Origin of the sequence: Mycobacterium sp. (genome assembly GCF_965277065.1) — a bacterium.
Taxonomy (GTDB): domain Bacteria; phylum Actinomycetota; class Actinomycetes; order Mycobacteriales; family Mycobacteriaceae; genus Mycobacterium.
Map to the genome: position 1 here is coordinate 251,447 of NZ_CBDIBT010000016.1, position 23,704 is coordinate 275,150.

Below are 23,704 nucleotides of genomic sequence, written 5' to 3' on the forward strand. Positions count from 1 at the left end.
AGTTGTTGAACATGGTTTCGCAAGAGCCGGCGTCAGTACCAGTAACGCCGGCCGCCCACCGGGCGTCCTACCGAACCGAGAACCCACAACACAGCACCGATCACCAGCAAGACGACGCCGATTGTCTGCAGCACAGCCACTTTCAGGACGTATCCCAATATCAGCAAGATGATGCCGAGGCCGATCACGACGCCTCCACTCCAATCAGTTGGTCGACGTCCAGAGCGGGCATCGAACTGGGTTGCGGTAAATGGCAATCCGCCACCTTCGGGTTGACCCCCGCGTAATTCAAGGGACCCACCAATACGGTGACGGCGATAGTGCTTAAAGTGGCGCAATTCTGATCGGTGTTTTTCAAATAATCCCGCTGGAATGCGGCGATCACGCCGATCACCAGCCAGACCACCACAATCGCACTGATTAAACCTCCACCACGCATCCTGACCTCCATCAATGTCGGGCAAAACCGTAGAGCCTAGCCAAGATACCCTAGCCTGGAAATGTCCAAACATTTGGACATGAAATCTGAACTACCGATACGCCGGCTATCCGCTCCGACGGTGTCTAGCAGCGGTTTTGCCGTGGCTAGTACGTTCAAACAGGTACTCGAGTACCACCAGGCCGCGGTCGATAGGTCGGTCGGCTTCGCGGCGCCAGCAAATCAAGGATGCCGGGCTTCAGGACGTCGGGCCGAAGTGAAGACGACCGGCGGCAACACGTCGTCGCCCGGCACGTCGCGACCGTGCCGGGCCAGCAGATCAGCCATGCCGATCGTTGAGGCTTCCCAGCCGTGCGCACCCAACCAGTCGACGGTCTCGGTGCGCTCCTCCGGATACCAGAGTTCTTCGACATCGGGGATCTCGGTGCCGAGCACCTGGGCCGCGGCGGCCCGCAGGCGCGTCGAGTGCTCGTGCTGGCTGGCCAACAGATCCGGGTTCACCGCGTTCTTCGAAGGCCCGTTCGTCGCCAACCTGCTGCCGGGCGCGCTGAGTGCGTCGATCCGTTCGAACAGGAGGTCCTGCGCAGCGGCAGGCAGATAGCGCAGCAGCCCCTCCGCCGACCACATCGTCGGCGCGGAAGCGTCAAAGCCCGCTTGCTGCAACGCAGTTGGCCAGTCTTGGCGCAGATCTACCGCGACGCTCACCAGATTCGCGGCCGGCTGCGCACCATGGTTGTGCAGGGTGCTGGACTTGAACTCCAGCACTTTCGCCTGGTCCAGCTCGTACACCGTGGTGCCGTCGGGCCACGACAGCCGCCAGGAGCGGGAGTCCAAGCCGGACGCCAGGATCACCACCTGCCGAATACCGGAGGCAACCGCGTCGAGGAACAAGTCGTCGAACCACTTGGTGCGCACGGCCATGAAATCGACCATCACCTGCATGTGAGCACCCAAGTCCGCAACCAGCCCGGTCAGTGCTGCAGACAGTTCAGGGTCCGACATCAAGCTCCACATGCCCGGCCCGGCAGCGTCCAAGAATGCGCGGGCAAACGGATCCTGGATCAGCGGGTTCTCGCTGTCGGTCTCCGCTGCTCGAGCCGCGGCGACACCAAGCGCCGTCGACCCCACACTTTCGGTGATGTCCCAGGAATCGTTGTCGGTCCGCGCCATCGTCGCTCCTGCCGTTAGTAGCCAGCATCGGACATTACGTGGACCGGCTGTGAGGACGCTGCGGTAACTTCACTTGCGTGGAGGAGCTCAACGCCCCGGACGGCCTCGCGGAATGGATGTCGGCGCAAGGGCTGGGAGATGGCCCGCTGGAAGACGTCTCCGCGATCACCGGCGGAACGCAGAACATCATGCTCCGCTTCGTCCGCTCCGGACGGCCGTACGTGCTGCGACGCGGGCCGAAGCATCTGCGGCCGCGCAGCAACGTCGTGATCATGCGCGAAACCGAAGTCTTGGCGGCGTTGGCCGGCACCGACGTACCGCATCCCCGCCTGATCGCCAGCTGCGCCGACACCGACGTGATCGGCGACGCAGTTTTTTATCTGATGGAGCCGATCGACGGTTTCAACGCCGGCCAGGAAATGCCCGAGCTGCACGCCGCCGACCCGGCGGTACGTTTTGCGATGGGGTTGTCGATGGCCGAGTCCTTAGCCAGGCTCGGCGCGGTCGACTATGCCGCGGTGGGCTTGACTGACTACGGCAAGCCGGACGGCTTCCTGGAACGTCAAGTGCCACGCTGGCTTTCAGAGCTGGAGTCATATCGGGAGTTCGATAACTACCCCGGCCCGGACATCCCTGGTGTCGACGACGTCGCCAACTGGCTCGACCGCGGCCGGCCATCGCAGTGGACGCCGGGCATCATGCACGGCGACTACCACGCCGCCAATGTGATGTTCTGCCGCACCGGCCCCGACGTCGTCGCGATTGTCGACTGGGAGATGTCCACGATCGGCGATCCGCTGCTCGACCTGGGCTGGTTGCTGGCCACCTGGGGACAGTCCGCGGCGTTCGGAGGCGCGCTGTTCGCCGAGGGCGGGCTGGCCGCCCCGAGCGATCTGGTCGACCAGTACGCCCGCAACACCACCCGCGACCTGTCACACATCGCCTGGTACACCGTGTTGGCGTGCTTCAAGCTCGGCATCGTGCTCGAGGGCACGCACGCGCGGGCCTACGCCGGCAAAGCCCCGAAGGAGGTCGGGGACTTACTGCACGGGGCCACCGTGAGCTTGTTCGAGCAGGCCCTGACCCTGATGGACACCCGATGATCGACTTCGACATCCCCGCCGACACCGCCGCGCTGCGCGACCAGATCCGCGCCTTCGTCAACGACAAGATCGTGCCCTACGAAACCGATCCCCGGCTCACCCGGCACGGTCCCGACGACGGCCTGCGCACCGAATTGGTGGAGTTGGCCCGCGACGCCGGTTTGCTGACTTTCCAGGCGCCCAAGCGTTTCGGCGGGCGCGAACCGTCGCACCGCGACCAGGCGGTGCTGTTCGAGGCGGCCGGCTGGTCGACGCTGGGCCCGATCGCGCTCAACTGCGCCGCCCCCGACGAGGGCAACATGTTCCTGCTGGGCAAGATCGCCAGCAACGAACAGGTCGACCAATACCTGGTGCCGGTGATCGACGGACGGCAGCGGTCGGTGTTCGCCATGACCGAGCCCGGCGGCGCCGGCTCGGATCCCAACCAGCTGAACACGACCGCGGAATTCGACGGCAGCCACTACGTCATCAACGGCCGCAAGTGGCTGATCACCGGCGCGAACGGCGCACGGACCTGGATCATCATGGCCCGCGTCGCACCGAATCCGGACGGCCCTGACGGCCCAACCCTGTTCCTCTGCGAAGCCGGGCCGGCCGGCCCGGAAGGTCTGGTGATCGAGCGGGTGATGAACACGATGGACCGCAACTACGTCGAAGGCCACGGCGTGGTGCGGTTCACCGATCTGCGGCTACCCGCCTCGGCGGTGCTGGGCGAGGTCGGCCAGGCCCTGCGCTACGCGCAGTTGCGGCTGGCGCCGGCGCGGCTGACCCACTGCATGCGCTGGCTGGGCGCCGCGTCTCGCGCGCAGTCGATCGCAATCCGTCACGCCCGGGAGCGCACCGCGTTCGGTAAGACCCTCGGGGAGCATCAAGGCGTCAGCTTCATGATCGCCGACAACGAGATCGCCTTGCAGCAATGCCGACTCGCCATCTGGTGGGCGTGCTGGACGTTGGACATGGGCGATCGGGGCACCGGTCGGCACGAGAGTTCGATGGTCAAGGCTTACGTGTCCGAAGAGCTGTTCAAGGTCGCCGACCGATGTGTCCAAATCCTCGGCGGCATAGGTATCTCCGACGAGACACCGGTCGGGATGATCTTCACCGACATGCGGGCCTTCCGGCTCTATGACGGCCCGACCGAGGTACACAAATACGCCATCGCCCGACAAATGCTGCGCCCCTAGGCGTTACTGGCTCAAACCGGCAAGTGCGTCATCGAGGGTCGGGTAGAGCGCGACGATGGTGTCGAGGCCGGTCAACTGGATCGGCCTGGTGGCGGCCTGGTTGTCGGCTATCACGGCGATCCGGGTCGATCCGGCGATCTTTTCATTGGTGGCCGCCAGGATCCTCAGCGCCACCGACGCCATGAACGTCACCTCGGACAGCTCGATCGCGAGGACGGGCGGATTGACTTGGAGAGCTTCGGCGATCGCCCCCTCGAAGGCGGGGGCGGTGCTCAAATCGATCTCGCCGCCCACGCTCACCACCGCAGCGCCGTCCCGATGCGCGACGGAGGTGGTGATCGGACCCGGAGCTGACAACGGCCATCCTTCGTCTGACGTCGGTTAACTCCCGGTGGATCCGGTGCCGACCCGGACCACCCGGCAAATTCGCAGAAATCGTACTGCAAGCCTGCGCGCGATGCGGCTCGGTTAGTCTGAGGCCCGAGACTCATGTCTGCCGCGGAGGACCGGGAGGTTCAATGTCGACGTCGCCGCGCGGGCCCGGTTGATCGCCGCGCCGGTGCTTGCCGCATGACAACCGACGATTTCCACGCCCAATACGCAGACGCGTTGCGTGCCTACCTACAGGCGCCCCACAAGAAGGATCTCGGGATCGGCAACGAGCTGGGGCGCCGGGCGCTCGAGAACGGCGTCGGCATGCTGGCGATCGTCGAACGACATTCCGAGCTCGTCCGCCAACTGGTCCAAGACCTTCCGGATTTCGATGGCGCGGAGGCGCTGGCTTTCCTGCTGCACACCCTCGCCCCGCTCGACGCCGCGACCCGGCGATCGGAGGAACAGCGGGCCCGCGCCGACGATCTCGCCGATCGCGACGAGTTCCGCAATGCGGTGGTGAACTCGCTGCAGGAGGGGTTCTTCGTCTCCGACATGTCCGGGTCGGTCACCGAACTCAACGACGCCTTCGCCAAACTCACCGGCTACCCGGCACAAGGCCTGCCTTACCGGTGGCCGCACCCATGGCTGGTCGATGAAAAGGCCGCGCGGCTACAGCAATTCAGGCTGCGCGAAGAGACCCAGGTCCAGTACGAAACTCCGATCCGGCATCGCGACGGCCGACTGGTGTGGGTCGCCGCCAACGTCAACCGGGTCAAGCTCGATGGCGCCGACGTCGACGTTTACGTGGGCACACTTCGTGACATCACCGCCGAACGCGCGTTCGCTGCGCGCGAGAGCGCGGTGCTGCGCTTGGCCACGGCGGTCAGCGTGGCCAAGAGCATGTCCGAGGTCTTGACGATCACCCTCGACGAGTGCCGCCTGGCACTCGATGTGCACCGGGTGGTTGCCGCGGTATGGCCGAGCAGCGGGAAAGAGCCGACGATTCAGGTCGCCGGGGAGCGGCCGCCGCCCGACTGGCGGAATCTCGACCCAGCGCTTCGGGAGATCTTCGAGCAGGCCCGGCGCCAATTGCCGCTGACTGTCCAGCCGATCGAAAGCCCAACTGCCCCAGGGCAATCAAGCGGCATCGTCGCGGTCCTGACCGGCGGCGGTGGTGTCGCCTTATGGCTCGAGCTCCGGGTGCCCCGGCGGATCAGCGGCGAAGACCGCCTGCTGGTCACCGTGTTGGTCGGTCACCTCGGGCTGGCGATCCAGCATGTGCGCCAATTCGAGGCGGCCCGTGAGACTTCGCTCACCTTGCAGCACGCCATGCTGGCGCCCGCGAAGCTTCCTCCCGGCTTCGCGGTTCGCTACGAACCCGCGGTGACGCCGCTCGAAATCGGCGGCGACTGGTATGACGTGCTGCGCGTCGGCGAGCACCGGATCGGCATCATCGTCGGCGACTGCGTGGGACGCGGCCTGTCGGCCGCAGCGGTGATGGGCCAACTTCGGGCCTCTGCGCGGGCGCTGTTGCTCACCGGTGCCGAGCCGGCACGCTTGCTCGAAGAGCTCGACGCGGTGGCCGAGCTGATCCCGGATGCGTTCTGCACCACCGTTTTCCTGGCCATCCTCGACACCGAATCCGGCGAGTTCGCCTACAGCTGTGCCGGCCATCCACCCGCGGTGCTGGCCGCACCGGGAGTGCCGCACACCTTGATCTCCAACGCTCGATCGGTGCCGTTGGCCGTGCAGCGCAAGATTTCCCGCCCGCAGGCGTCGTTGACGCTGCCGCCTGGCTCGACGCTGATGCTCTACACCGACGGGCTGGTCGAGCGGCGGGACGTGACACTCGACGACGGGATCGAGCATCTCGGCGCGACGGTGGCACGCGGACTGCACCAGACCGTCGACGACGTCGCGGACGCGGTACTCAGCGAGCTGGCGCCGCCGGGCGGATACGACGACGACATCGCGATTGTCGTCTACCGACGGCCCTACCCGCCGCTGGCGATACACCGCACTGTCCATGCTGATCAGCTTGGCGAACTCCGCCACCAACTGTCGGGATGGTTGCGCGGCGCCGGCGTGGCCGAGGAGCGGGTGGCCGACATCGTGCTGGCGGTCAACGAAGCCGTCGCCAACAGCATCGAACACGGTTACCAGGGGCGGAAACTCGGCAAGATTCGAGTCAACGGCGAAAACGACGGCGCGCGTGTGGATCTCAAGATCATCGACAAGGGCCAGTGGAAGCCGGCGCCCGCCGACCCCGGCGTGCGCGGACGCGGGTTGCTGTTGATTCGCGCCGTCAGCGACTGGCTGGAATTGGATTGCACAGCAAAAGGAACGACGGTTTCCATCAGCTTCAGCCTGATCGCCTGATGTGAGCGACCAGCACTACGGCAGGACGGTATGCATCAGCATCACGTCGTAGGCCGACCACAGTGACAGGTTGAAGTACAGGTCCTTGCCGCTCGACCATGGGTGGATCATCGGCGCGTAGATACCGCCAGGCATCTGGAAGGACGACACCAGCGGTTGCTCGGGACTCCACGGCCCCTCCGGTGACGGCGCGGTGCGCGCGATGACGTCGTTGTTGCCGCCGTTGGTGTAGAGCACCAGATACTGCTTGAGGTAGTCGTTGTACTGCGCCGACATCTCACCGACCGGGCCCGGGAAGATCGGGGTCGCGGCTCCCGGGTCGCCCGGCACCCAGCCGCGCCCGTCACCGTTCCAGTACTGGTACTTGCCGACGTCCGGTAGCGCGTTCGGCTGGACACGGGACAAAAACGCCGCACCGCTGCGGCCCGACGGGGTTCCGAACGAGTACAGATACCCGTCCTTGCCACGCATGAGCGCGGCCATCTGGAAGTTCTCGTTGCCAGGAACGAATCGCCCGCCGGGTACGGTGTCCGCGGCGGCCAGGCGGACGCTGCTGGGGTAGACACCCCAGGTCTGACCGTTGTCCAACGAGCGCGCGATCCCCGAGTAGTTCGTCGACCACTCGCCGTCACGGCCCCAGTTCTTGATCGACATGAAGCTCATGTACTGGGTTCGCCCGAGCGAGAGCGCGGACGTCGGGATGATTCCGGTCTCGTGCCCTGCTTTGTGAATGCTGTTGAGCACCTGCTTGGACAGCCCGGGTGCCCACACCGGCGAACCGGAATACGGACTGTTGGGCGCGCCATCGGCCACGTGGATGCCGTGCGACAGGTCGTGGTCCTGGCTACGGAACAGCACGTTGTACCGCCATTGCTGGCCGTGCACCGCGCAGTAGCCGAAGGTGTCACCGAACGCCATCAACACCTGGCGGTTGGCGGGATCACCGTTGTCCCAGGGAATCCCGAGGTCGGTCCCGGAGATACCGAACCTCTCCAGCGTCCGGTTCGGGCTGTTGGGTCCGGTCACGTACTCGACGAGCGACGTGGGCGCACCCGCGATCCCGGCGGGAGGCGGCGACGGCTGCACCGGAAGAGCCTCCGGCGCAGCCTGATTGGCGTTCGGTGACTGCGGGATGGCAGCCCCGGGGACCGGGGGAACCGGCGTCACCGCCGCCTGAAGCTGCGCCGGCCCCTGCCGCGGGATGGCCTTGAGCAGCCCCGAAATCAGCGGACCCAGTTTGGGCAGCGGCGCGTTGTCGTTGGTGCCACGTGGCCGGCGCCCGGTCGGCGGCGCGACCGGGCCGGGCGACGGGATGGTCGGCATTCCGGCAGGTGGAGGCACGTTGGCCTCCGGGGCTGAGCATGGAACCGCGGCTGCCGGAGGGGCATAACCGACGGGCACCGTAAGCCCGACGACGGTGACCGCCGCCACCGACATCGACACAATTCGACGAATCGCCGACATGTCCCACCTCTCCGAAGGAAGAGCGTCGCCGTTAGCCCGCCTTGGATCACGTTGACGTCCGAAGTTGCTCATGTGACGATAGAGGCGAATGTGGCAGTTGATACCCTCTAGTTTTCAATAGGTATGGATCCGTGACCGTGTCGCAACAAGTGCTGTTGAATCGCTTGCGTGAGTGGACAACACAGCTGTGACTGACACAGCCATGGCACGCCAGGCCTTTGCCCACGATGCGGTGGTCGCCATGCGCGACGGCGACAGTCCCGATGCGCTCGGCGGCGCGATCACCAAGGCGCTGTGCGGCGGGTGGGACCACCAGCCGCCGTGCCCGCTCGCGCCGCACTACGTCAGCAGTGTCCCAGACGGCGAAACCGTTTTCCTCCGGGTCATTTTCGCCACCGAACCGGCGAACGAGCAGCGGGTGCGGTCTCTGATCGGCGAGGCACTGGCCACCGGGCGATTGACGGTTCCCGACGGCGGCGTCGCACAGTGGGAATTACGGTCGGGATCGGCAAGTATTCTGCGCGCCGACGAAGAAGATCTGGCCGCCGACCTGATCGCGCATTCCTAGGGCGTGCGCGCCGTCGCGTACCGCAGTGGCCGGCAACACCGCGTTGCGGATCTCCGCCAATATCGCCGGGTGGTGCCCGGAATGATCGCCGGTGGGTGTCGCGATCAGGCGGGGCGGCCGAGCCGAGCCTTGCAGTCGGTCCAGAACGGCCCGGCCACCTTTCGCGGTGAACTGTTCGGCATCCTCGGGCGAGGCAACCAGCGTCACGTCGACTCCACGGCGGGCAAGCGTGGTGAGCACAATCTCCGGCCGCCATACGAGTCCGGTCCAGGTCAACAGCCGTAGGATGGATCGCGGAAAATGGTTGTGCAGGTAGGCCTTCGCCGTTCCCCGACCCGGGTTGAGAAGTGTTTTGAGGCGCTTCAAAGTGGACTCGCCAGCAGGCACGACCGGATCACCGGGTGCGGTAGCGTCGACTGCTCTCATACGGTGGTACCACTGCGACGGCACGGTTGCGGTGGTGCGCCAATTCCACACCATCGGGTTGACCATGATCGCCGCCCGCGCACCGACAATGCGGGCGGTTTGAGCGGCATACCAAGAACCGGAGCAGATTCCGACGACCTTGAGTTCGCGGGCATCAGGGCAAGCGTGCCGGGCCGCCGCTACGCAGTCGGTGACGTCAGCGTTGAAATACACGTTGCGCAACGGGTCTCGGCCGATCCGGCCCGACAGGCCCAGCCCTGCCGGATCCCATCGGACGGCCTGTGAGCCGGCAGCCGCGATGCGACGTGACAGTTCGACCCACTCCCGGGCGGGTCCGACGTGCAGGTCCTTGGCGGTGACGAAGAACAGCACGGTCTTTGCCGGCGCGGCGCTCGGGGACTGGGGCATTGTGCGGATAGCGAACAGGCCGCTCGGCTCGATGCGTTCGATGCGCTCGACGACGTCGACGCCGTCGGGCCCTTCGGCCGGCATCGTCACGTTCGTGCGGTAAAGCGGCGTTGCACCGCGGACGCGGGTTGGGGCTTTCCCGTCGATCCACTCGACGATGGAATCGACCGCGTGGACCGGAACCGGTAGATAGATCTCCTGCGGCCGAGCGCATTCCGGCAGACCGTTGCGACTGATCGCATCGACTCCCACGGCCGCCGACAGGGCGGTCAGGTGCTTGTCGGTCTCGGCCGGCCGGCACACCAGAAGCACGTCGTCGACACCGTGCGCGCCTACTGGATCGGCGGCCATCCGCAACGCGCCGAATTCCGCCGCGGCGTGCGCGCTGAACCGCCCGCCCATGACTGTCACCTCGCCGCACGGTGCCGCATCCCCGCCGACCGCCAGGCGGAACAACGCGGCGTGCTCGCGGAGGTAACGCCTGCCCGTGCCGGGTGGATCGAGGTAAGCCACCCGCTTAATCGGGTGGAACCCGGTCAGATAGTCCTGCAGGATCAGGCATCCGGCACGTATGCCGATCGCGGTCGTCGGCTCCGCGCCGATCGAGGTGAGGTAACCCAGCGCGTGGCCCACGCTGGCCACCCAGCCGGCCACCGCGTCGTCACGTCCCTGAGCGTGCGCGGAATCGCCGGTACCCAGGTAGTCGAAGTGCAGCACGGCAAAACCACGGCAGGCCAGGCCGTCGGCGAGTGTCCGGAGCAACCGGGAGCTGTCCATCCCCTCCTTGCCGAGCGAACCACAGATCAGCACCCCGCCCCTGATCTGGTTCTCAGCCGGCAGATGAACGACGCCGAACAACGGCGAATCGGGCGGGCCGAAAAATGTCGGTACCTCGGTTGTCGTCATCAACATTCCACCGCCTCCCGGTCGCTTTCAGCCGTCGGCGGGGCAGGACGCAGAGTGCCCGGACGCCGTCGCAGGGCGGCAACGCGCAGCGGGATCGCGATAATGCTCATGAAGGCAAACAGCACATATTCGGCGGTGTACACCCAGGACCATGCTGTTCCGGCCAGCGCGCCCAGCACAAAGTCCCGGCCGAAAGCGATCAGGATATAGGTCGTAGCCAGCACGAGTACCGGTCGCCACAGCCGACCCAGGCCGTGTCTCCCGATTCCGAACGACAGCAACGCCAGCAGATAGGCGAAGAACAGCGCGATCAGGAAGAACCACAACAGGGCACCCTGCAGGGGAACCCGGCCGGTGACCACGCCCAGCCAAACGACTAATCCAATGTGGGCCTGAAGTGCGGCGGCGAAGGCCAATCCCGAGGGTCGGGCCACCCGGGCCAGCCCGGCAAAGGCCGGCCCGAACAGGACGGCCATCGAACCGCCGGTATACGAGAGCCAGAAGAACAGGAACGACCAGCGCGCCGTGACGCGCACCGCGAGGCCGATGCCCTCGGGGCCGGTGCCGTTGGCGGCCAGGACGGCAACGGCAAGCGCGAGCGCGCCGCCGAACGCCACAGCCACCCACATCCAGGCCGGGTCCTGTCTACGAATCATGCTGCGTTCGTTTCGGTTTCGGCGCACACCACGACAACGACGGCCATGGCGTGGCAATCGGCGTGCGACAGCGACAACGACGAGCTGAGCCAGCCCTGGAGTCGCGCCTGCTCGGCGACCGAGCCGCTCAACCGAAGGCTGGGCAGCGGACCGTTCCGCGTCACCTCGATCTCGCGCAACGGAAATGGCATGTCGGGCTTGGCAAATGCTTTGATCACTGCTTCCTTGGCTGCGAACCGGGCCGCCAGCCCGTGCACTCGGTTGAGACCCTGGCAATCGTCGATCTCGCCCGTCGTGAAGACCTTGCGCAGGTAACGGTCACCGAACGTCGCCAGCGAATCCTGAACTTCTTGAACCGCAAGGACATCGCATCCGGCGCGGACGCGGTGGCCGTCGACTCCGTCCGGCACGGTGATCATGGTGTTGCCGGAATCCTCAGGCAGCCGTCTTGACCAGCTCTTGGATCACCTGCGAGATGTTGTGGACGGACTCAAAGGTGGACTTCTTGAGCACTTCTTCGGGAAACTCGATGTCGAACTCATCCTCGAGCGCAAGCATCACGTCGACCGATGCGTGCGATGTGAGGCCGAGCTTGTAGAGGTCGGCGTGATCTTCCACCTCATGCGGATCGATCGCCATCCGGCCATGCGCAGCTAAGACATCGCGAACCTGGTTCTGTATCACGCTTTCCTCGTGTTTCTGCCGTGGCTCGAGGGGATGAGCCGTTGTGGGGTACAGCAATTCGTGTTCATGTGGTCACTGACTCCGCGGGCGGCACGTAGCTCCCGGTCTCCTTGAGACGCTTACGGGCTGCGCGGCGATAGCCGTAGTAGTCCGATACGTGCGCCGAGCGGCCGTACAGCCAGTCGAGGGGCTCGCGCATGTTGTCCACGTAGCCGATGGAGTAGGCGCCGCGCTGGTAGCCCATCAGCCTGAGCAGTCCCTCCGGGAGGGTGCGGGCGATCTCGGGAGGGCACGCGAGGTACTGATTTTCCTCCTGGCGCAGCCACCCGATCGAGTAGCCCACGTTCATCCCGATCCGGCCGGCCTGCGTGGTGTTGGCGCCGCCGCAATGGAATATCGAGCCGGTGTAGAGCAAGACCGAACCCTTGGTCATGACGGCTGGGGCCGTCAACGCCGGGTCTACAACGTCGGGATCGTCTTCCCAGCGGTGGCTGCCCACCACCATCCGGGTCGCACCCGACTCTTCGGTGAAGTCGGTGACGGCCCACATGGCGGCGATTTCGGCTTCGAAGCCCCTCGGGAACGGGTAGCGATCAAACGACCATTGATCGCGGTGGATCATCTGCGCCGGCTCGCCGGGTCCGATGGTCACCAACTGGGTGAGGTCGATCTGGAAGGTGCTGGCGTGGTCGCCCAACACCAGGTCGAGCGTGTCGATGATCGTCGGGTGCGTGATCAATGGCCGCGCTGTCGGCGAACGAGCGATCAGGGCCCCGGTGCGCCGGGTCGTCGCGCCCAGGAATGCGGTGTTGCCACCACCGGTAGCAGCGAGGTGCGGCTCGACCTCGGTCCGGATCTGGTCCATCGTTTCGGCGGTTGCGAGGTCGGCGATGACCACGCAGCCGTCTTCTTTGAGCACCTCCGCAATGTCCGCGGGCGAGGTTCCCGAACCGACCGAACGTACAGCTATTGGCATGCGAGGTACTATACGGGATGATATCTAGAGATTTCAATTACTATCAGTCGGTCAGAGACTAGCTTTCATGACAGGTGAGGAAAGGTGGCACTAGATGCTCCCGTTTCGATTCGGTGTTCACTTCTCCGTTGCGCCATCCATGTCCGGCTGGCGGAATCAGGCCCGGGCGGCCGAGGACCTCGGCTACTCGGCCCTCTACGTCGCCGACCACTTCGGCGATCAGTTCGGGCCTTTGGTAGCCATTACCGTGGCCGCCGAAGCGACCTCCACCCTGCACGTGGGGACCGTCGTGTTGAACAACGACCTCCGCAATCCGGTAGTCCTGGCCAAGGAGATCGCCACGCTCGGCCTAGCAGCCGAAGGCCGGGTCGAGGTGGGTTTCGGCGCAGGCTGGCTCGAAGGCGACTACGCGCAAGCGGGAATCGCGTTCGACAAGCCGGCCGTCCGCGTGGATCGATTGGCCGAGAGCCTCACCGTGATGAAGAACCTGTGGAGCGACGGAAAAACGAGTTTCACCGGCGAATATCACACAGTGCGCGACGCCTGTTGCGAGCCTCGCCCCGAGTCGCTGCCGCGCATCATCGTCGGGGGTGGAAGTAGGCGGATCCTCACGGTCGCGGCCAAACACGCGGACACCGTCGGAGTGAACACCAGCCTGGCCGCGGGCCTGAACCCCGGCGAGCTGGCGAGCCAAGCCACCTCCGACCATTACGACCGCTGCCTGAACTGGATGCGCGAAGCGGCGCCGGACCGCTTCGACTCCATCGAACTGCAGCTCATGACCATCGCGACCAGAATTGTCAGCAGTCGCCGCGCCGCCGTGCGCACCGCAACCATGCTCGGCCTTCCGGGTGAGGACGCCCTGGAGCTTCCGATCGTCCTGATCGGCGCCGTCGACGAGCTGTGCGAGCGGCTGCTGGAGTACCGCACAAGGTGGGGCTTTACCAACATCGTGGTGCCGGGCGACGCGATGGAATCCTTCGCGCCTGTCGTCGCCCAGCTGGCGGGCAGCTAGCTCCGGCATTTGCCGTGGGCCAGGCGGCAACCCAACTCCGAACCGCCGAGTCCATGCTGCGCTCCTCAATCGCCGTTAGAAACTGAAAGTTGTCTTTAAGCTTGTTTTCCCTTCTATTAGTATGTATTCTTGGCAATCAGTCGATTATCGGTATCTGAATGACGCGCGCATCAGCGCAACAACCCCGGTCGGGGTGCTTCCTGCAGGAGGAGCACATGTCAGTAGTGCCCGTCGAGGCAGAGCTGCCCGGGAGAGGCCTGCCTACATGCGGATGCCCCCGATGATCGAGATGGCCGTCGTGGGCCTCGGGTCCTGGGGTCTGTGCGTCCTGGAGCGGACGGTGAGTCGGGCCCGCCAGACGGGCACGCCGGTGCGGGTGCACTTGGTCGAGCCCGCGCAGCTCGGAGGCGGTGTTTACTCCACCGAGCAACCCGACTTCCTGGTGCTCAACAACGCCTGCGGTCAGCTCTCCCTGTACGCGGCCCCGCACGGGGACGAGCTTCCGCCCTACGCGGTCGGCCTGCACGCGTGGGCAGTGGTCCGCGGCTACCGCTGGGTGGGTTACGAGTGCCGCATCGGCGCCGGCGGCGAACCCATCCTGCCCACCGACTACCTGCCCCGGCGGTTGATGGGCGAGTACCTGGCCTGGTTCTACGACACGCTGGTGGCCTACGCCCCGCCCAACCTCGAGATCGTCCGGCACTACGCGGCAGCCGTCGATATCTCACCGGCGCTGGCGGGACGCGAGGCGGTGCTGCTCGATAACGGCGCCACCCTGACCGTCGACCATGTAGTGCTGACCTCGGGGCACACCTGGAACCAGGACCCAGGCGCCGACGTTGGCGTGCGCTACCTGCAGCCCTACCCCATCGAGGGCCTCGACGAGAGCGCTCCCGCCGGATCCTCGGTGGCGGTGGCCGGCATGGGCTTGGTCAGCTTCGACGTCCTCACCGCCCTCACCATCGGACGAGGCGGCACGTTCGTGGATCGGTGCGACCGGGCCGACCGCATGCGCTATGTGCCATCGGGCCGGGAACCGACCATCACCCTCTACTCGCGCTCGGGCGCGCCGTACTGCGCCAAGTCGGCCACCGGCGTCGATCCCTATGGGCAGTACAAGCCGGTGGTGTGCACCGCCGAGGAGTTTGCGGCACTGACGAATCCGGGCGGGTCGCCGGTACGGCGCCACGTGGACTTCCGCGCCGAGCTTCTTCCGCTCCTCTTCGCCGAGATGCAGGCGCGCTATTACATCCAGTCCGCCTTGCTGGCCGGGGGCGAGGCTGAGTCGACTGAGGTCCGCACCGTGCTGCGCCAGGGCTGGGTCAACGGGCACTACGAGAAGGTCGTCGACGGTCTCGAGCCGCGCTACGGCAGCTTCGACCCGGCCGCTCACCTGTTCGCCGGGTCCGACCGCCACTACGCGTCGGCCGGCGACTACCACGGCCAGGCCTACGGCATGATCGAGGACGACCTCACCGAGGCCCTGCGACCTGGGGGAAGCCCGGTCAAGGCGGCTCAGGAAGTGCTACGCATCCTCCGTGATCAGCTGCGTTCGGTCATCGAGTTCGGTGGCCTGTCGCTGGACTCCTACGTCGAGTTCCAGTCCAACGTCCGTGGCCGCATCAACCGTCTAGAGGCGGGGGTGCCGCCCATGCGGTCGCAGCAACTGCTGGGACTACTCGACGCCGGCGTGGTGCGCATCCCGCTCGGCCCCGACCCGGAGGTGGCCCCCTGCTCCGACGGCGTCCGGCTGAGCTCCACGGCCCTCGACGAGCCGACGGCGGTGACTGTCGACGGGGTGGTGCGGGGATATCTCGACATGCCTTCGCTGGCCCGGTCGGGCTCGCCACTGCTCAACCGTCTCTACGCCAACGGACGGCTGACCCAGCTCAGCTACGGCGACACGCCCGTCGGCAGCGTGGCGATCAACGAAGAATTCCACCCCTATGACACCGAGGGCCGGCTCCAGTCCAACCTCTCGGTGTTGGGCGTGCTCACCGAGGGTGTCCGCTACTTCACCCACTACCTGCCATCACCCCGCAGCCGCCTTCGGGCCGTCTTCGACGCCCAGGCGTGCGTCGAGGCCGTGATCGGTTGAGCGCATGACGGATTCCGATGCTGTGACCGGACGGACCCTTCCCTTGGTGGCGGTGCGTTACGGGCCGCGCTGCGTTCCGGTGATGCAATTGGCCGAAGCGGCCGCCGGCGTCTGCGACCTGCTGTGGGTGATCGACACGGCCGTACCGGGGATGAGCGAGATGACCAACCTCCTCACCCGGTTCGGCGCGGTGGTCGACATGGACGGCGTGAGCGTCGAACACGCGGTCAAGGTGCTGGGCGACTGGGAGCCCGACGCCCTGACCACCTTTCTGGACGCCGGGATGGTTCAATTAGCCTGTATCGCTGAGGGATTGGGGCTGCCCTTCCACACCCCCGGGACGGCCGACGCCCTCACCGACAAGGCCCGCCAGCGCCGGGTGCTGGCCGATGCCGGCCTCGACATGCCGCCCTGCCGCCTCGTCCGTTCCGATCACTCCGAGGCCGAGCTGTCGGCCGTCGAAGCCGAGGTGGGTTGGCCCGCCGTCCTCAAGCCCCGCTCGGCGCAGGGCAGCCGCTGCACCTTCCTGGTCCGCGACGGCACCGAATTCAACGGGCTGCTCGACGCCCTCGGACCGAACCGCCCTGAGATGGTGCTCGAGGGTTACCTCCGCGACGATCCGGCCCGAGCCGCCGAACCCTACGGCGGCTACGTGTCGGTCGAGAGCGTGGTGGCCGACGGCACGATCAGCCACCTGGCCCTGACCGGCCGCTTCCCGCCTGCCGAAAACTTCCGTGAGACAGGGTTTTTCATCCCCGCCGCCCTGGACGCCGACAGCCGCTCGGCCGTTCTGGATCTGGCCACCCGGGCCATCAAGGCACTCGGGGTACGCATCGGTTGCCTGCACACCGAGGTCAAGTTCACCCCCGACGGGCCGCGCATCATCGAGGTCAACGGGCGGCTGGGCGGCGGTGTGCCCGAGATGTTGGAGCGGGCAGCCGGTGTCAGCCTGCTCGACCTGACCCTGCGGGTCGCCCTGGGCGAGCCGGTCTCGGTCGACGGGCCGGTGCCGACCGACCGCATCGGCTACCGGTTCTTTTTGCAGCCGCCGACCGTCTCGGCCACGGTGACCGCTGTCGAGGGCATCAACGACTTCAGCGACCGCGCCGACGTGGACACGGTGAGCCTGCACCAGGCCCCGGGCGCCGCCCTCGACTGGCGAGACGGCTCCGGCAACCACATCGTGGCGGCGGTCGGCTCGACCGACGACGAGGCGCAGCTTCAGGCCGCCTACCAGCTGCTCCACCAGAAGGTCACCGTCACCTACACCGACGTGAGGCATTGAGCGGTGAGCCTTCAGCTGGACGGAATGCTCGACGCCGGGACGGCGCCGGGCGCGGAACCCGCGCGATGGAAGTGCGCGCTGGTCAACAACATGCCCGACGCCGCATTCTGCGCCACCGAGCGACAGTTCGAGGGCCTGCTGGACGCCGGATCGGGAGCTGAGGCGGTCACGCTGACCCGCCACACGATGGCCGGGGTGCCCCGCGGCGAACGGATCCAGGCCCGCATCGACGCCGAGTACCGTCCCCTCGAAGACCTCCGCGCGGACCCGCCCGACCTCCTGGTGGTGACCGGCGCCAACCCCATCGAGTCCCGCATCGAGGACGAGCCGTACTGGACCGAGCTGTGCGATCTGCTGCGGTGGGCAAGCGAGAACGTACCGGCGATGGTGCTGTCTTGCCTGTCGGCCCACGCCGCCTTGGCCGTCTTCGACGGCGTCGAGCGGACCACCCTGCCGGCCAAGTGCACGGGCGTCTTCGCCCAGCAGTCCAATCCGGTCCACCCGCTGGCCGCCGGGTTGCGCAACCCAGTGTTCCTGCCCCATTCGCGGCTCAACGCCGTGCCGGTGGACGCGGTGGTCGACGCCGGCTACGCGGTGGTGCTGCAGTCCGACGAGGTGGGTTGGAGCGTTGCCACCAAGACGGTCGGCCGGTGCGAGGTCATGCTCATGCAGGCCCATCCCGAATACGACGCCTCGAGCCTGGTGCGCGAATACGTCCGAGACGTGCGGCGCTACGTTGCCCGCGAGCGAGACGAATTGCCCTGTCTCCCAAAGGATTGCGCTACCGGTCCGGATTGGCACGGATTGCGCCGGCTGCACAGGCGGGTGACGAGCGGCGAGCGGGACCCGGCCCTGGTAGCCGCTTTCCCCTTCGACGAGGTCGGCGCCCGCGCGCCCTGGCCGTGGCGCGGCGCAGCCCTCCGTCTGTTCGCCAACGTGTTGGCCACCATTTCGACGAGGAGCGCCTGAGCCTATGCACGACGAGACCATCGCCATCCACGGTGGCTACACACCAGACGGGACGCGGGCCGTGGCCGTGCCGATCTACCAAACGGTCGCCCACGACTTCATCGACGCGGCCCACGCCGGGGCTGTGCTCGACTTGGAGACGCCGGGCTTCCATTACAACCGGCTCAACAACCCGACCCTGGACGTCCTCGAGCAGCGCATCTGCGCCCTCGAAGGCGGGACGGCGGCCCTGGTGGTGGCCTCGGGGATGGCCGCCGTGAGTTACGCGATCCTCACGGTGGCCACTGCCGGTTCGAACATCGTGGTGGCCCCGCAGCTCTACGGGGCCACCTTCACCTACTTCGCCCACGTGCTGCCCACCCTGGGGATCGAGGCCCGCTTCGCGGTCGACGACCGGGCAGAGTCGGTCGGCCCCCTCATCGACGAGAACACCCGCGCCGTCTTCTGCGAGACCATCGGCAACCCGGCCGGCAACGTCGTGGACCTCCAAGCCGTGGCCGAGGTGGCCCACGCGGCCGGGGTGCCCCTCATCGTGGACAACACGGTGGCGACGCCGCTCATGCTCAAGCCCTTCGAGCACGGCGCCGATGTGGTGGTCCACTCGCTGACCAAATTCGTCGGCGGCCACGGCACCGCCCTCGGTGGGGCGATCGTGGACGGCGGCCGGTTCCCGTGGGCCGACCATCCGGACCGGTTTCCGATGTTCAACCAGCCCGAGCCCGCATTCCATGGCGTCGTCTTCGCCCGCGACTTCCCCGAGCGGCCCTTCACCGTGCGGGCGCGTTCCACCCAGTTGCGCAACAGCGGCGCGACCCTCTCGCCCTTCAACGCCTTCCTGCTGCTCCAGGGCCTCGAGACGATGGCCATTCGGCTCGAACGCCACGAAGCCAACGCCCGGGCCGTGGCCGCCTACCTGGCAACCGACCCCCGGGTGGCCTGGGTGAGCTTCGCCGGCCTCCCCGACCATCCGTATCACCACCTGATCAAGCGGTACCTGCGCGGGCGCGTGCCGTCGATCATCACTTTCGGGGTCGAGGGCGGCTACGAGGCGGGCCTTGCCTTCTTCGACGCACTCCAGCTGATCAAGCGGCTGCTCAATCTCGGGGACGCCAAGACCCTGGCCATCCATCCGGCCTCCACCACCCACCGCCAGCTGTCCGGTGAGGAGCTAGTGAAGGCAGGTATCCGGCCGGAGACGATCCGCTTGTCCATCGGGATCGAGCACATCGACGACATCATCGACGACATCGATCAAGCCCTGGCCAAGGCCACTATCGGTGTAATCGTCTGAGCACGACATGGCATTGACGACGACACAGGTACCGACATTTTTCGGACGTTCCGGAGCGTTCACGCCATTTCGTCCTGAGCGCGATCACTACCAGAGAGGGGGCCGACCATGACAGACGACGCGATCAGCATCGGCGGTGTCGACCTCGCCGATCCGGACACCTATGGGTCGGGAATGCCCTTCGACGCGTTCCGGAAGCTCCGCGAGTCCGCGCCCGTGGCGTGGCACCCGTATGGCGATGGGCCTGGATTCCTGGCGATCACCGGCTACGACGAGGTCTTCGCCGTGTCCCGCGACAGTGCCACGTGGTCTTCGGAGGCAACGGGGGTGTACTTCGACGCGCCCGGACCCGACGACATCGCCGACCAGCGGGGCGTGTTGATGTTGACGATGGACCCGCCGCGGCACACCGCGCTGCGCGCTCTGGCTATCCAGGGCTTCAAGCCGCGCCAAGTGGCGAAGCTCAACGAACGCATCACAGAGATGGCTCGCGATGTCGTCGACAGCGTCATCGAGCGGGGCGAGTGCGACTTCGTCACCGACGTCGCCGGGGCGCTGCCCTCGTACGTCATCGCCGAACTGCTCGGCATTCCGCTGGAAGACGGCTACCGCCTGTACGAGCTGACCGAGATCATGAACACCGGTGTGATAGGCGGCTCGCGCGCGATCAGGGCGGCTGCCGAGATGTTCGGATACTCAAGGGAATTGGCAGCCCGCAAACGTGCGGATCCTTGCGATGACATCGCGACATCGCTGCTGCATGCCGAGGTCGACGGACAGCGCCTCACCGAAAGGGAGTTCAACTTCTTGTTCATGCTGTTGATCAATGCGGGCGGCGACACGACCCGTAACCTGGTCGCCGGTGGCATGTGCGCGCTGATGGAATATCCGCAGGAGCAGGCCAAGCTGGAGGCGGAGCCGTCGCTGCTGCCGACTGCGATTGAAGAAATGCTTCGCTACGTCACCACGTTCATTGCGTTCTTCCGCACGGCCACTAAGGACACCGAACTGCGCGGAGTGCCGGTGCAGGAAGGCGACCGGGTGGCGATGTTCTACCCGTCGGCTAATCGGGACGAGACCCGCTTCATCGATCCCGAACGCTTCGACGTGGCTCGTAAGCCCAATCCGCACTTGGCATTTGGCGGCGGCGGCGCCCATTTCTGCCTCGGCGCGAACCTGGCCCGGGTGGAGGCGACGGCCCTGGTATCGGAGGTGCTGAGCCGGATGAAGAACATCGAGCTGGCGGGGCCGATCGAGCGCATGCCATCGACGCTTATCAACGGCATCCACTCCATGCCTGTGCGGTTCACGCCCGCCCGCCTGGCCAAAGCGACGACCGGCTAGATCGACCGTGCAACACCTGCTGAAGAACATGACGGATCACTGCGTCCTCGGCGCTGTGCTGGACCACGCTGAACAGGCCCCGGATCGGCCTGCCGTCAAGGACCTCGATCGCGCGCTGACCCGGGCCGAGTTGCGCGCCGAGGCGGCGCGAGTGGCCGCCGGCCTGCACCAGAGCGGCATCCAGCCCGGAGCCCGGGTTGCCCTGCTGATCGGCAATTCCGTGGACTTCGTGGTGGCAGCGCTGGGCTGCCTGTGGGCAGGAGTGACGTTCGTTCCGCTGGCGACCACCGATCCCGATGCCCGCCGCAGGCAGATCGTTGCCGATTGCCGGCCGGCACTGGTGATCACCGCGGGCACGGCGCCGTCGGGCCTTCCCGTCGGGACAGCGTGGATCTCCATGTCGGCGCTGAATGCCACCGCTGGGCCGACGCCACCGCCGGTGGCCGGCCCCATTGCGTACATCATCTACACGTCCGGGACGACCGGTGTGCCCAAGGGCGTGCAGATTCCCGCGGAGGCCTTTTTCAGTGCGGCCGAAGCGTGCGCCGACGCCGTCGGACTCACCGCGGACGACCGCGCACTGTGCGTGTCGCCCGTGCACTTCGACGGGTCCTTCTCCGCGATCTTTCCGCCGCTCGTGCGCGGTGTGCCCCTCGTCATCCCGGATCGGGAGGCATTGCTGTTTCCGCGCAGATTTTTCTCGATCGTCGCCGACGAAGGGATCACGGCGACCAGCTTCTCGCCGAGCTACCTTCGGTTGCTTCGGTCCAGCGGTCGCCTGGACCGGCTGGCCGATACACCGCTGCGGGTAATGGCCCTGGGCGGCGAGGCGCCATCCACCGCGGACATCAAAGCGGTGTGGGCCGGCAGTCCCGGACTCCAGGTCGTGAACCGATACGGGCCGACCGAGACGACCATCGCCGTCGCCCATCTGGACCTGACGCCGGAGTTGCTCGACGCCGGCCCGGTACCGATTGGCCAGCCGCATCCCGGCAGCTCGTTCCATCTGGTCGATGAGCACGGACACCTGGTGGACGAACCCGGGGTGGTCGGCGAGCTGTACATCGGCGGACGGCAGCTGATGGCTGGTTATCTGAACGACCCGGCTCACAGCGCAGCGATACTGCGGAGCGACATCGTCGAGGGAGCCACCGTCTACCGCACCGGCGACCTCGTCTACCGCGACGACTGTGGCGACTACGTCTACGTGGGGCGCTCGGACCGCGTCATCAAGAGACACGGCGTGCGGATGTCGCTGGTCGAGGTGACCCATGCGCTCGGCGGTATCGACGAGGTCGCATCCGCGGCGTGCACAACCTTCGATCTGGATGGCAGCCTCGGCGTCGTGGTATTCGTCGTGCCCGCCGGCGGGGTGACCGCACTCGCGGTCCGGCAGGCCGCCGGCGAACGGCTACCCCAGACGATGCTGCCCGATCGATTCGTCTTGGTGCCCGAGTTGCCGTTGACCTCGTCCAGCAAGGTCGACGAGCGACGGCTACTCACAGACGCCGGCCTGTCGCCGCCGAATCACACTGCCCCAGCCATCGACATCGACTCGCTCGCGAAAGGAACCCGACGTTGACGATCGCAACTGACGTTACGCAGGACCGCCATTACAAGGAGCTGGTCCGGCGCCAGCGCGCCGAACTGCAGGACGCGTACATCAAAGGGGTGCGCCGGCTCCGCTGGGACGCAGGGCGTCTGGCCGCGGAACGCGAAAAGCGTCTTCGGGAACTGCTGCTGCATGCCGCGGACCGCTCGCCGTTCTGGAAGCAACGACTGGCCGGCCACGATCTTGCGAACTTCACCGAGGCCGGCCTCCCGTCGCTGCCGATACTGACCAAGTCCGAGATGATGGAGCAGTTCGACCGGCTCGTCACGGTGCCCGGGCTGACCCTTGACCGCGTCCGAGCGCACCTCGACCAGTTGACCGGAGACGGCTATCTGGACGACGAGTATCGGGCGATCATCACGTCGGGGTACACCGAGAACCCGTCGTACCACGTGTACGGCTGGGACTCCTTCGTCACCTTCGTCATGCAGGGCTCGCGCTGGACGGGGCGACGCGGCGAAGCCCCGGATGCCGTTCTGGCGCAATGCTTCAGCGGCAGTCCCAAACACGAATCGGGGATCTTCTACGCCTTCAGCACCTTCGAGAGCGGCGGGCCGACATCGCACTGCTTCGATGCCACGCTCCCCCTGGAGGAGATCGTCGAAGGCCTGAACAACGCCAGTCCGGCCGTGACCGCCCTGCAGGGCTGGCCGAGCCTCATCTGGGAGCTCGCGATCGAGGCGATGCAAGGACGGCTCACCATCACACCAACCTGGGTCAGCATCGCAGGCGAGGTGTCCACTCCGCCTGTGCGAGAAGCAGTTCGGTCCGCGTGGGGAATCGAGGCGTCGGAGTTCTGGGGCTGCTCAGAGGGCACCTACGCCTTCCCCTGCGGCGTCGGCGCAGGGATGCATGTCGCCGACGATCTGGTGATCCTCGAGCCGGTGGACGCCGATGGCAACGTCGTGCCGTACGGGCAACCCGCGGAGCGGATGCTGCTGACCAACCTGTTCAACCTGGAGCAGCCACTGATCCGCTACGACATGGCAGACGCGGTGACGATCACCGACGAGCCGTGCGAGTGTGGCTGCGCGCATCGCCGCATCACTTCGGTGCACGGTCGGATCAACGGAACGTTCTCCTACGACACCGGTGCTGTCGTACCCCGCGGGGAGCTCGAGCAGACGGTCCTTGCCACCTCCGGCGTCGCCAACTTCTTCGTAGGCAAGACGCCTGGCGGCGTCGACGTGTCCGTGGTGACGGACGGTTCCAGTGATCGCGAGAAGCTGCAGACCGAACTGATCGACGTCCTCCGCCGGCACGGTGGTCCGGAGTCGGACGTCGTTGTGCGAGAGGTTGGTTCGATCGAGCGACTGACGCGGGGTAAGTGCCGGCAGTTCGACGCCAAGTAA

At 66.4% G+C, this 23,704-nt stretch carries 22 protein-coding genes; 12 read left to right on the forward strand and 10 right to left on the reverse strand.

The features are described 5' to 3' along the window. Positions 1-32: 32 nt before the first annotated feature. The 3 genes from ACQY5A_RS07030 to ACQY5A_RS07040 form a co-directional block, all read right to left on the reverse strand. The gene (locus ACQY5A_RS07030) at positions 33-188 is read right to left on the reverse strand and encodes a hypothetical protein (RefSeq protein WP_325686786.1); all 156 of its coding nucleotides are present in this window, start codon (positions 186-188) and stop codon (positions 33-35) included. Then, a complete protein-coding gene (locus ACQY5A_RS07035; RefSeq protein ID WP_428339657.1) occupies positions 185-451 on the reverse strand; it encodes a hypothetical protein in 267 nt (88 codons plus the stop codon). The genes ACQY5A_RS07030 and ACQY5A_RS07035 overlap by 4 nt, the downstream gene beginning before the upstream one ends. A 210-nt stretch (positions 452-661) precedes the next feature. Next, positions 662-1,609 carry a class I SAM-dependent methyltransferase gene (locus ACQY5A_RS07040; RefSeq protein WP_428339658.1) on the reverse strand — a complete coding sequence of 316 codons (948 nt, stop codon included), beginning with the start codon at positions 1,607-1,609 and terminating at the stop codon, positions 662-664. Positions 1,610-1,725: 116 nt separating this feature from the next. On the opposite strand from ACQY5A_RS07040, the gene ACQY5A_RS07045 reads away from it, so the two are divergent. After that, positions 1,726-2,712 (forward strand): phosphotransferase family protein, encoded by a 987-nt coding sequence (locus ACQY5A_RS07045; protein WP_428339934.1) that lies wholly within the window; start codon positions 1,726-1,728, stop codon positions 2,710-2,712. Then, on the forward strand, positions 2,709-3,896 hold the full coding sequence (locus tag ACQY5A_RS07050) for an acyl-CoA dehydrogenase family protein (protein ID WP_428339659.1): 1,188 nt from the start codon (positions 2,709-2,711) through the stop codon (positions 3,894-3,896). The genes ACQY5A_RS07045 and ACQY5A_RS07050 overlap by 4 nt, the downstream gene beginning before the upstream one ends. A 3-nt stretch (positions 3,897-3,899) precedes the next feature. On the opposite strand, the gene ACQY5A_RS07055 is transcribed toward ACQY5A_RS07050, so the two are convergent. Then, positions 3,900-4,253, reverse strand: coding sequence for an STAS domain-containing protein (locus ACQY5A_RS07055; protein ID WP_428339660.1), 354 nt, complete (start codon positions 4,251-4,253; stop codon positions 3,900-3,902). A 213-nt stretch (positions 4,254-4,466) separates the two neighbouring features. Between ACQY5A_RS07055 and ACQY5A_RS07060 the strand changes: the two genes are divergently transcribed. Beyond that, on the forward strand, positions 4,467-6,650 hold the full coding sequence (locus tag ACQY5A_RS07060; protein WP_428339661.1) for a SpoIIE family protein phosphatase: 2,184 nt from the start codon (positions 4,467-4,469) through the stop codon (positions 6,648-6,650). Positions 6,651-6,665: 15 nt separating this feature from the next. On the opposite strand, the gene ACQY5A_RS07065 is transcribed toward ACQY5A_RS07060, so the two are convergent. Next, a complete protein-coding gene (locus tag ACQY5A_RS07065) occupies positions 6,666-8,114 on the reverse strand; it encodes a DUF4185 domain-containing protein (RefSeq protein ID WP_428339663.1) in 1,449 nt (482 codons plus the stop codon). A 187-nt stretch (positions 8,115-8,301) separates the two neighbouring features. Here ACQY5A_RS07065 and ACQY5A_RS07070 point away from each other — a divergent pair, with 187 nt between their 5' ends. Beyond that, positions 8,302-8,682, forward strand: a complete 381-nt coding sequence (locus ACQY5A_RS07070; RefSeq protein ID WP_428339664.1) for a hypothetical protein — start codon at positions 8,302-8,304, stop codon at positions 8,680-8,682. Here the strand turns inward: ACQY5A_RS07070 and ACQY5A_RS07075 are convergent. From ACQY5A_RS07075 to ACQY5A_RS07095, 5 genes are all read right to left on the reverse strand, one after another. Beyond that, positions 8,608-10,422: an alpha/beta hydrolase gene (locus ACQY5A_RS07075; protein WP_428339665.1), complete on the reverse strand. Its 1,815-nt coding sequence runs from the start codon at positions 10,420-10,422 to the stop codon at positions 8,608-8,610. The genes ACQY5A_RS07070 and ACQY5A_RS07075 overlap by 75 nt on opposite strands. After that, positions 10,422-11,078 carry a hypothetical protein gene (locus ACQY5A_RS07080; RefSeq protein ID WP_428339666.1) on the reverse strand — a complete coding sequence of 219 codons (657 nt, stop codon included), beginning with the start codon at positions 11,076-11,078 and terminating at the stop codon, positions 10,422-10,424. Before ACQY5A_RS07080 ends, ACQY5A_RS07075 begins: the two co-directional genes overlap by 1 nt. Next, complete coding sequence (locus tag ACQY5A_RS07085; protein ID WP_428339667.1) at positions 11,075-11,497, reverse strand: holo-ACP synthase; 423 nt, start codon at positions 11,495-11,497, stop codon at positions 11,075-11,077. The genes ACQY5A_RS07080 and ACQY5A_RS07085 overlap by 4 nt, the downstream gene beginning before the upstream one ends. Positions 11,498-11,513: 16 nt before the next feature. Next, entirely contained in the window at positions 11,514-11,762 is a 249-nt protein-coding gene (locus tag ACQY5A_RS07090; RefSeq protein WP_428339668.1) for an acyl carrier protein, read from the reverse strand. Between the two features lie 64 nt (positions 11,763-11,826). Continuing rightward, complete coding sequence (locus ACQY5A_RS07095; RefSeq protein ID WP_428339669.1) at positions 11,827-12,738, reverse strand: phytanoyl-CoA dioxygenase family protein; 912 nt, start codon at positions 12,736-12,738, stop codon at positions 11,827-11,829. Positions 12,739-12,832: 94 nt separating this feature from the next. Between ACQY5A_RS07095 and ACQY5A_RS07100 the strand changes: the two genes are divergently transcribed. From ACQY5A_RS07100 to ACQY5A_RS07135, 8 genes are all read left to right on the forward strand, one after another. Next, a complete protein-coding gene (locus ACQY5A_RS07100; protein ID WP_428339670.1) occupies positions 12,833-13,753 on the forward strand; it encodes a TIGR03621 family F420-dependent LLM class oxidoreductase in 921 nt (306 codons plus the stop codon). A gap of 265 nt (positions 13,754-14,018) precedes the next feature. Further along, the gene (locus ACQY5A_RS07105) at positions 14,019-15,851 is read left to right on the forward strand and encodes an FAD/NAD(P)-binding protein (protein ID WP_428339671.1); all 1,833 of its coding nucleotides are present in this window, start codon (positions 14,019-14,021) and stop codon (positions 15,849-15,851) included. Positions 15,852-15,855: 4 nt separating this feature from the next. Continuing rightward, positions 15,856-17,136: an ATP-grasp domain-containing protein gene (locus tag ACQY5A_RS07110; RefSeq protein ID WP_428339672.1), complete on the forward strand. Its 1,281-nt coding sequence runs from the start codon at positions 15,856-15,858 to the stop codon at positions 17,134-17,136. A gap of 3 nt (positions 17,137-17,139) precedes the next feature. Further along, a complete protein-coding gene (locus ACQY5A_RS07115) occupies positions 17,140-18,105 on the forward strand; it encodes a homoserine O-acetyltransferase/O-succinyltransferase family protein (protein WP_428339673.1) in 966 nt (321 codons plus the stop codon). Between the two features lie 4 nt (positions 18,106-18,109). Beyond that, positions 18,110-19,396: an O-acetylhomoserine aminocarboxypropyltransferase/cysteine synthase family protein gene (locus tag ACQY5A_RS07120; RefSeq protein ID WP_428339674.1), complete on the forward strand. Its 1,287-nt coding sequence runs from the start codon at positions 18,110-18,112 to the stop codon at positions 19,394-19,396. Positions 19,397-19,504: 108 nt separating this feature from the next. Then, a complete protein-coding gene (locus ACQY5A_RS07125; RefSeq protein ID WP_428339675.1) occupies positions 19,505-20,740 on the forward strand; it encodes a cytochrome P450 in 1,236 nt (411 codons plus the stop codon). 28 nt (positions 20,741-20,768) lie between these two features. After that, the gene (locus tag ACQY5A_RS07130; RefSeq protein WP_428339676.1) at positions 20,769-22,322 is read left to right on the forward strand and encodes an amino acid adenylation domain-containing protein; all 1,554 of its coding nucleotides are present in this window, start codon (positions 20,769-20,771) and stop codon (positions 22,320-22,322) included. Beyond that, positions 22,319-23,704, forward strand: a complete 1,386-nt coding sequence (locus ACQY5A_RS07135) for a phenylacetate--CoA ligase family protein (RefSeq protein ID WP_428339677.1) — start codon at positions 22,319-22,321, stop codon at positions 23,702-23,704. Before ACQY5A_RS07130 ends, ACQY5A_RS07135 begins: the two co-directional genes overlap by 4 nt.

Excerpts from the sequence above, each read along its gene's own strand:
- ACQY5A_RS07035 (WP_428339657.1), bottom strand. The coding sequence starts at position 451 with ATGGAGGTCAGGATGCGTGGTGGAGGTTTAATCAGTGCGATTGTGGTG.
- ACQY5A_RS07040 (WP_428339658.1), bottom strand. The coding sequence starts at position 1,609 with ATGGCGCGGACCGACAACGATTCCTGGGACATCACCGAAAGTGTGGGG.
- ACQY5A_RS07045 (WP_428339934.1), top strand. The coding sequence starts at position 1,726 with ATGTCGGCGCAAGGGCTGGGAGATGGCCCGCTGGAAGACGTCTCCGCG.
- ACQY5A_RS07050 (WP_428339659.1), top strand. The coding sequence starts at position 2,709 with ATGATCGACTTCGACATCCCCGCCGACACCGCCGCGCTGCGCGACCAG.
- ACQY5A_RS07060 (WP_428339661.1), top strand. The coding sequence starts at position 4,467 with ATGACAACCGACGATTTCCACGCCCAATACGCAGACGCGTTGCGTGCC.
- ACQY5A_RS07065 (WP_428339663.1), bottom strand. The coding sequence starts at position 8,114 with ATGTCGGCGATTCGTCGAATTGTGTCGATGTCGGTGGCGGCGGTCACC.
- ACQY5A_RS07075 (WP_428339665.1), bottom strand. The coding sequence starts at position 10,422 with ATGACGACAACCGAGGTACCGACATTTTTCGGCCCGCCCGATTCGCCG.
- ACQY5A_RS07080 (WP_428339666.1), bottom strand. The coding sequence starts at position 11,078 with ATGATTCGTAGACAGGACCCGGCCTGGATGTGGGTGGCTGTGGCGTTC.
- ACQY5A_RS07085 (WP_428339667.1), bottom strand. The coding sequence starts at position 11,497 with ATGATCACCGTGCCGGACGGAGTCGACGGCCACCGCGTCCGCGCCGGA.
- ACQY5A_RS07095 (WP_428339669.1), bottom strand. The coding sequence starts at position 12,738 with ATGCCAATAGCTGTACGTTCGGTCGGTTCGGGAACCTCGCCCGCGGAC.
- ACQY5A_RS07100 (WP_428339670.1), top strand. The coding sequence starts at position 12,833 with ATGCTCCCGTTTCGATTCGGTGTTCACTTCTCCGTTGCGCCATCCATG.
- ACQY5A_RS07105 (WP_428339671.1), top strand. The coding sequence starts at position 14,019 with ATGCGGATGCCCCCGATGATCGAGATGGCCGTCGTGGGCCTCGGGTCC.
- ACQY5A_RS07110 (WP_428339672.1), top strand. The coding sequence starts at position 15,856 with ATGACGGATTCCGATGCTGTGACCGGACGGACCCTTCCCTTGGTGGCG.
- ACQY5A_RS07120 (WP_428339674.1), top strand. The coding sequence starts at position 18,110 with ATGCACGACGAGACCATCGCCATCCACGGTGGCTACACACCAGACGGG.
- ACQY5A_RS07125 (WP_428339675.1), top strand. The coding sequence starts at position 19,505 with ATGACAGACGACGCGATCAGCATCGGCGGTGTCGACCTCGCCGATCCG.
- ACQY5A_RS07130 (WP_428339676.1), top strand. The coding sequence starts at position 20,769 with ATGACGGATCACTGCGTCCTCGGCGCTGTGCTGGACCACGCTGAACAG.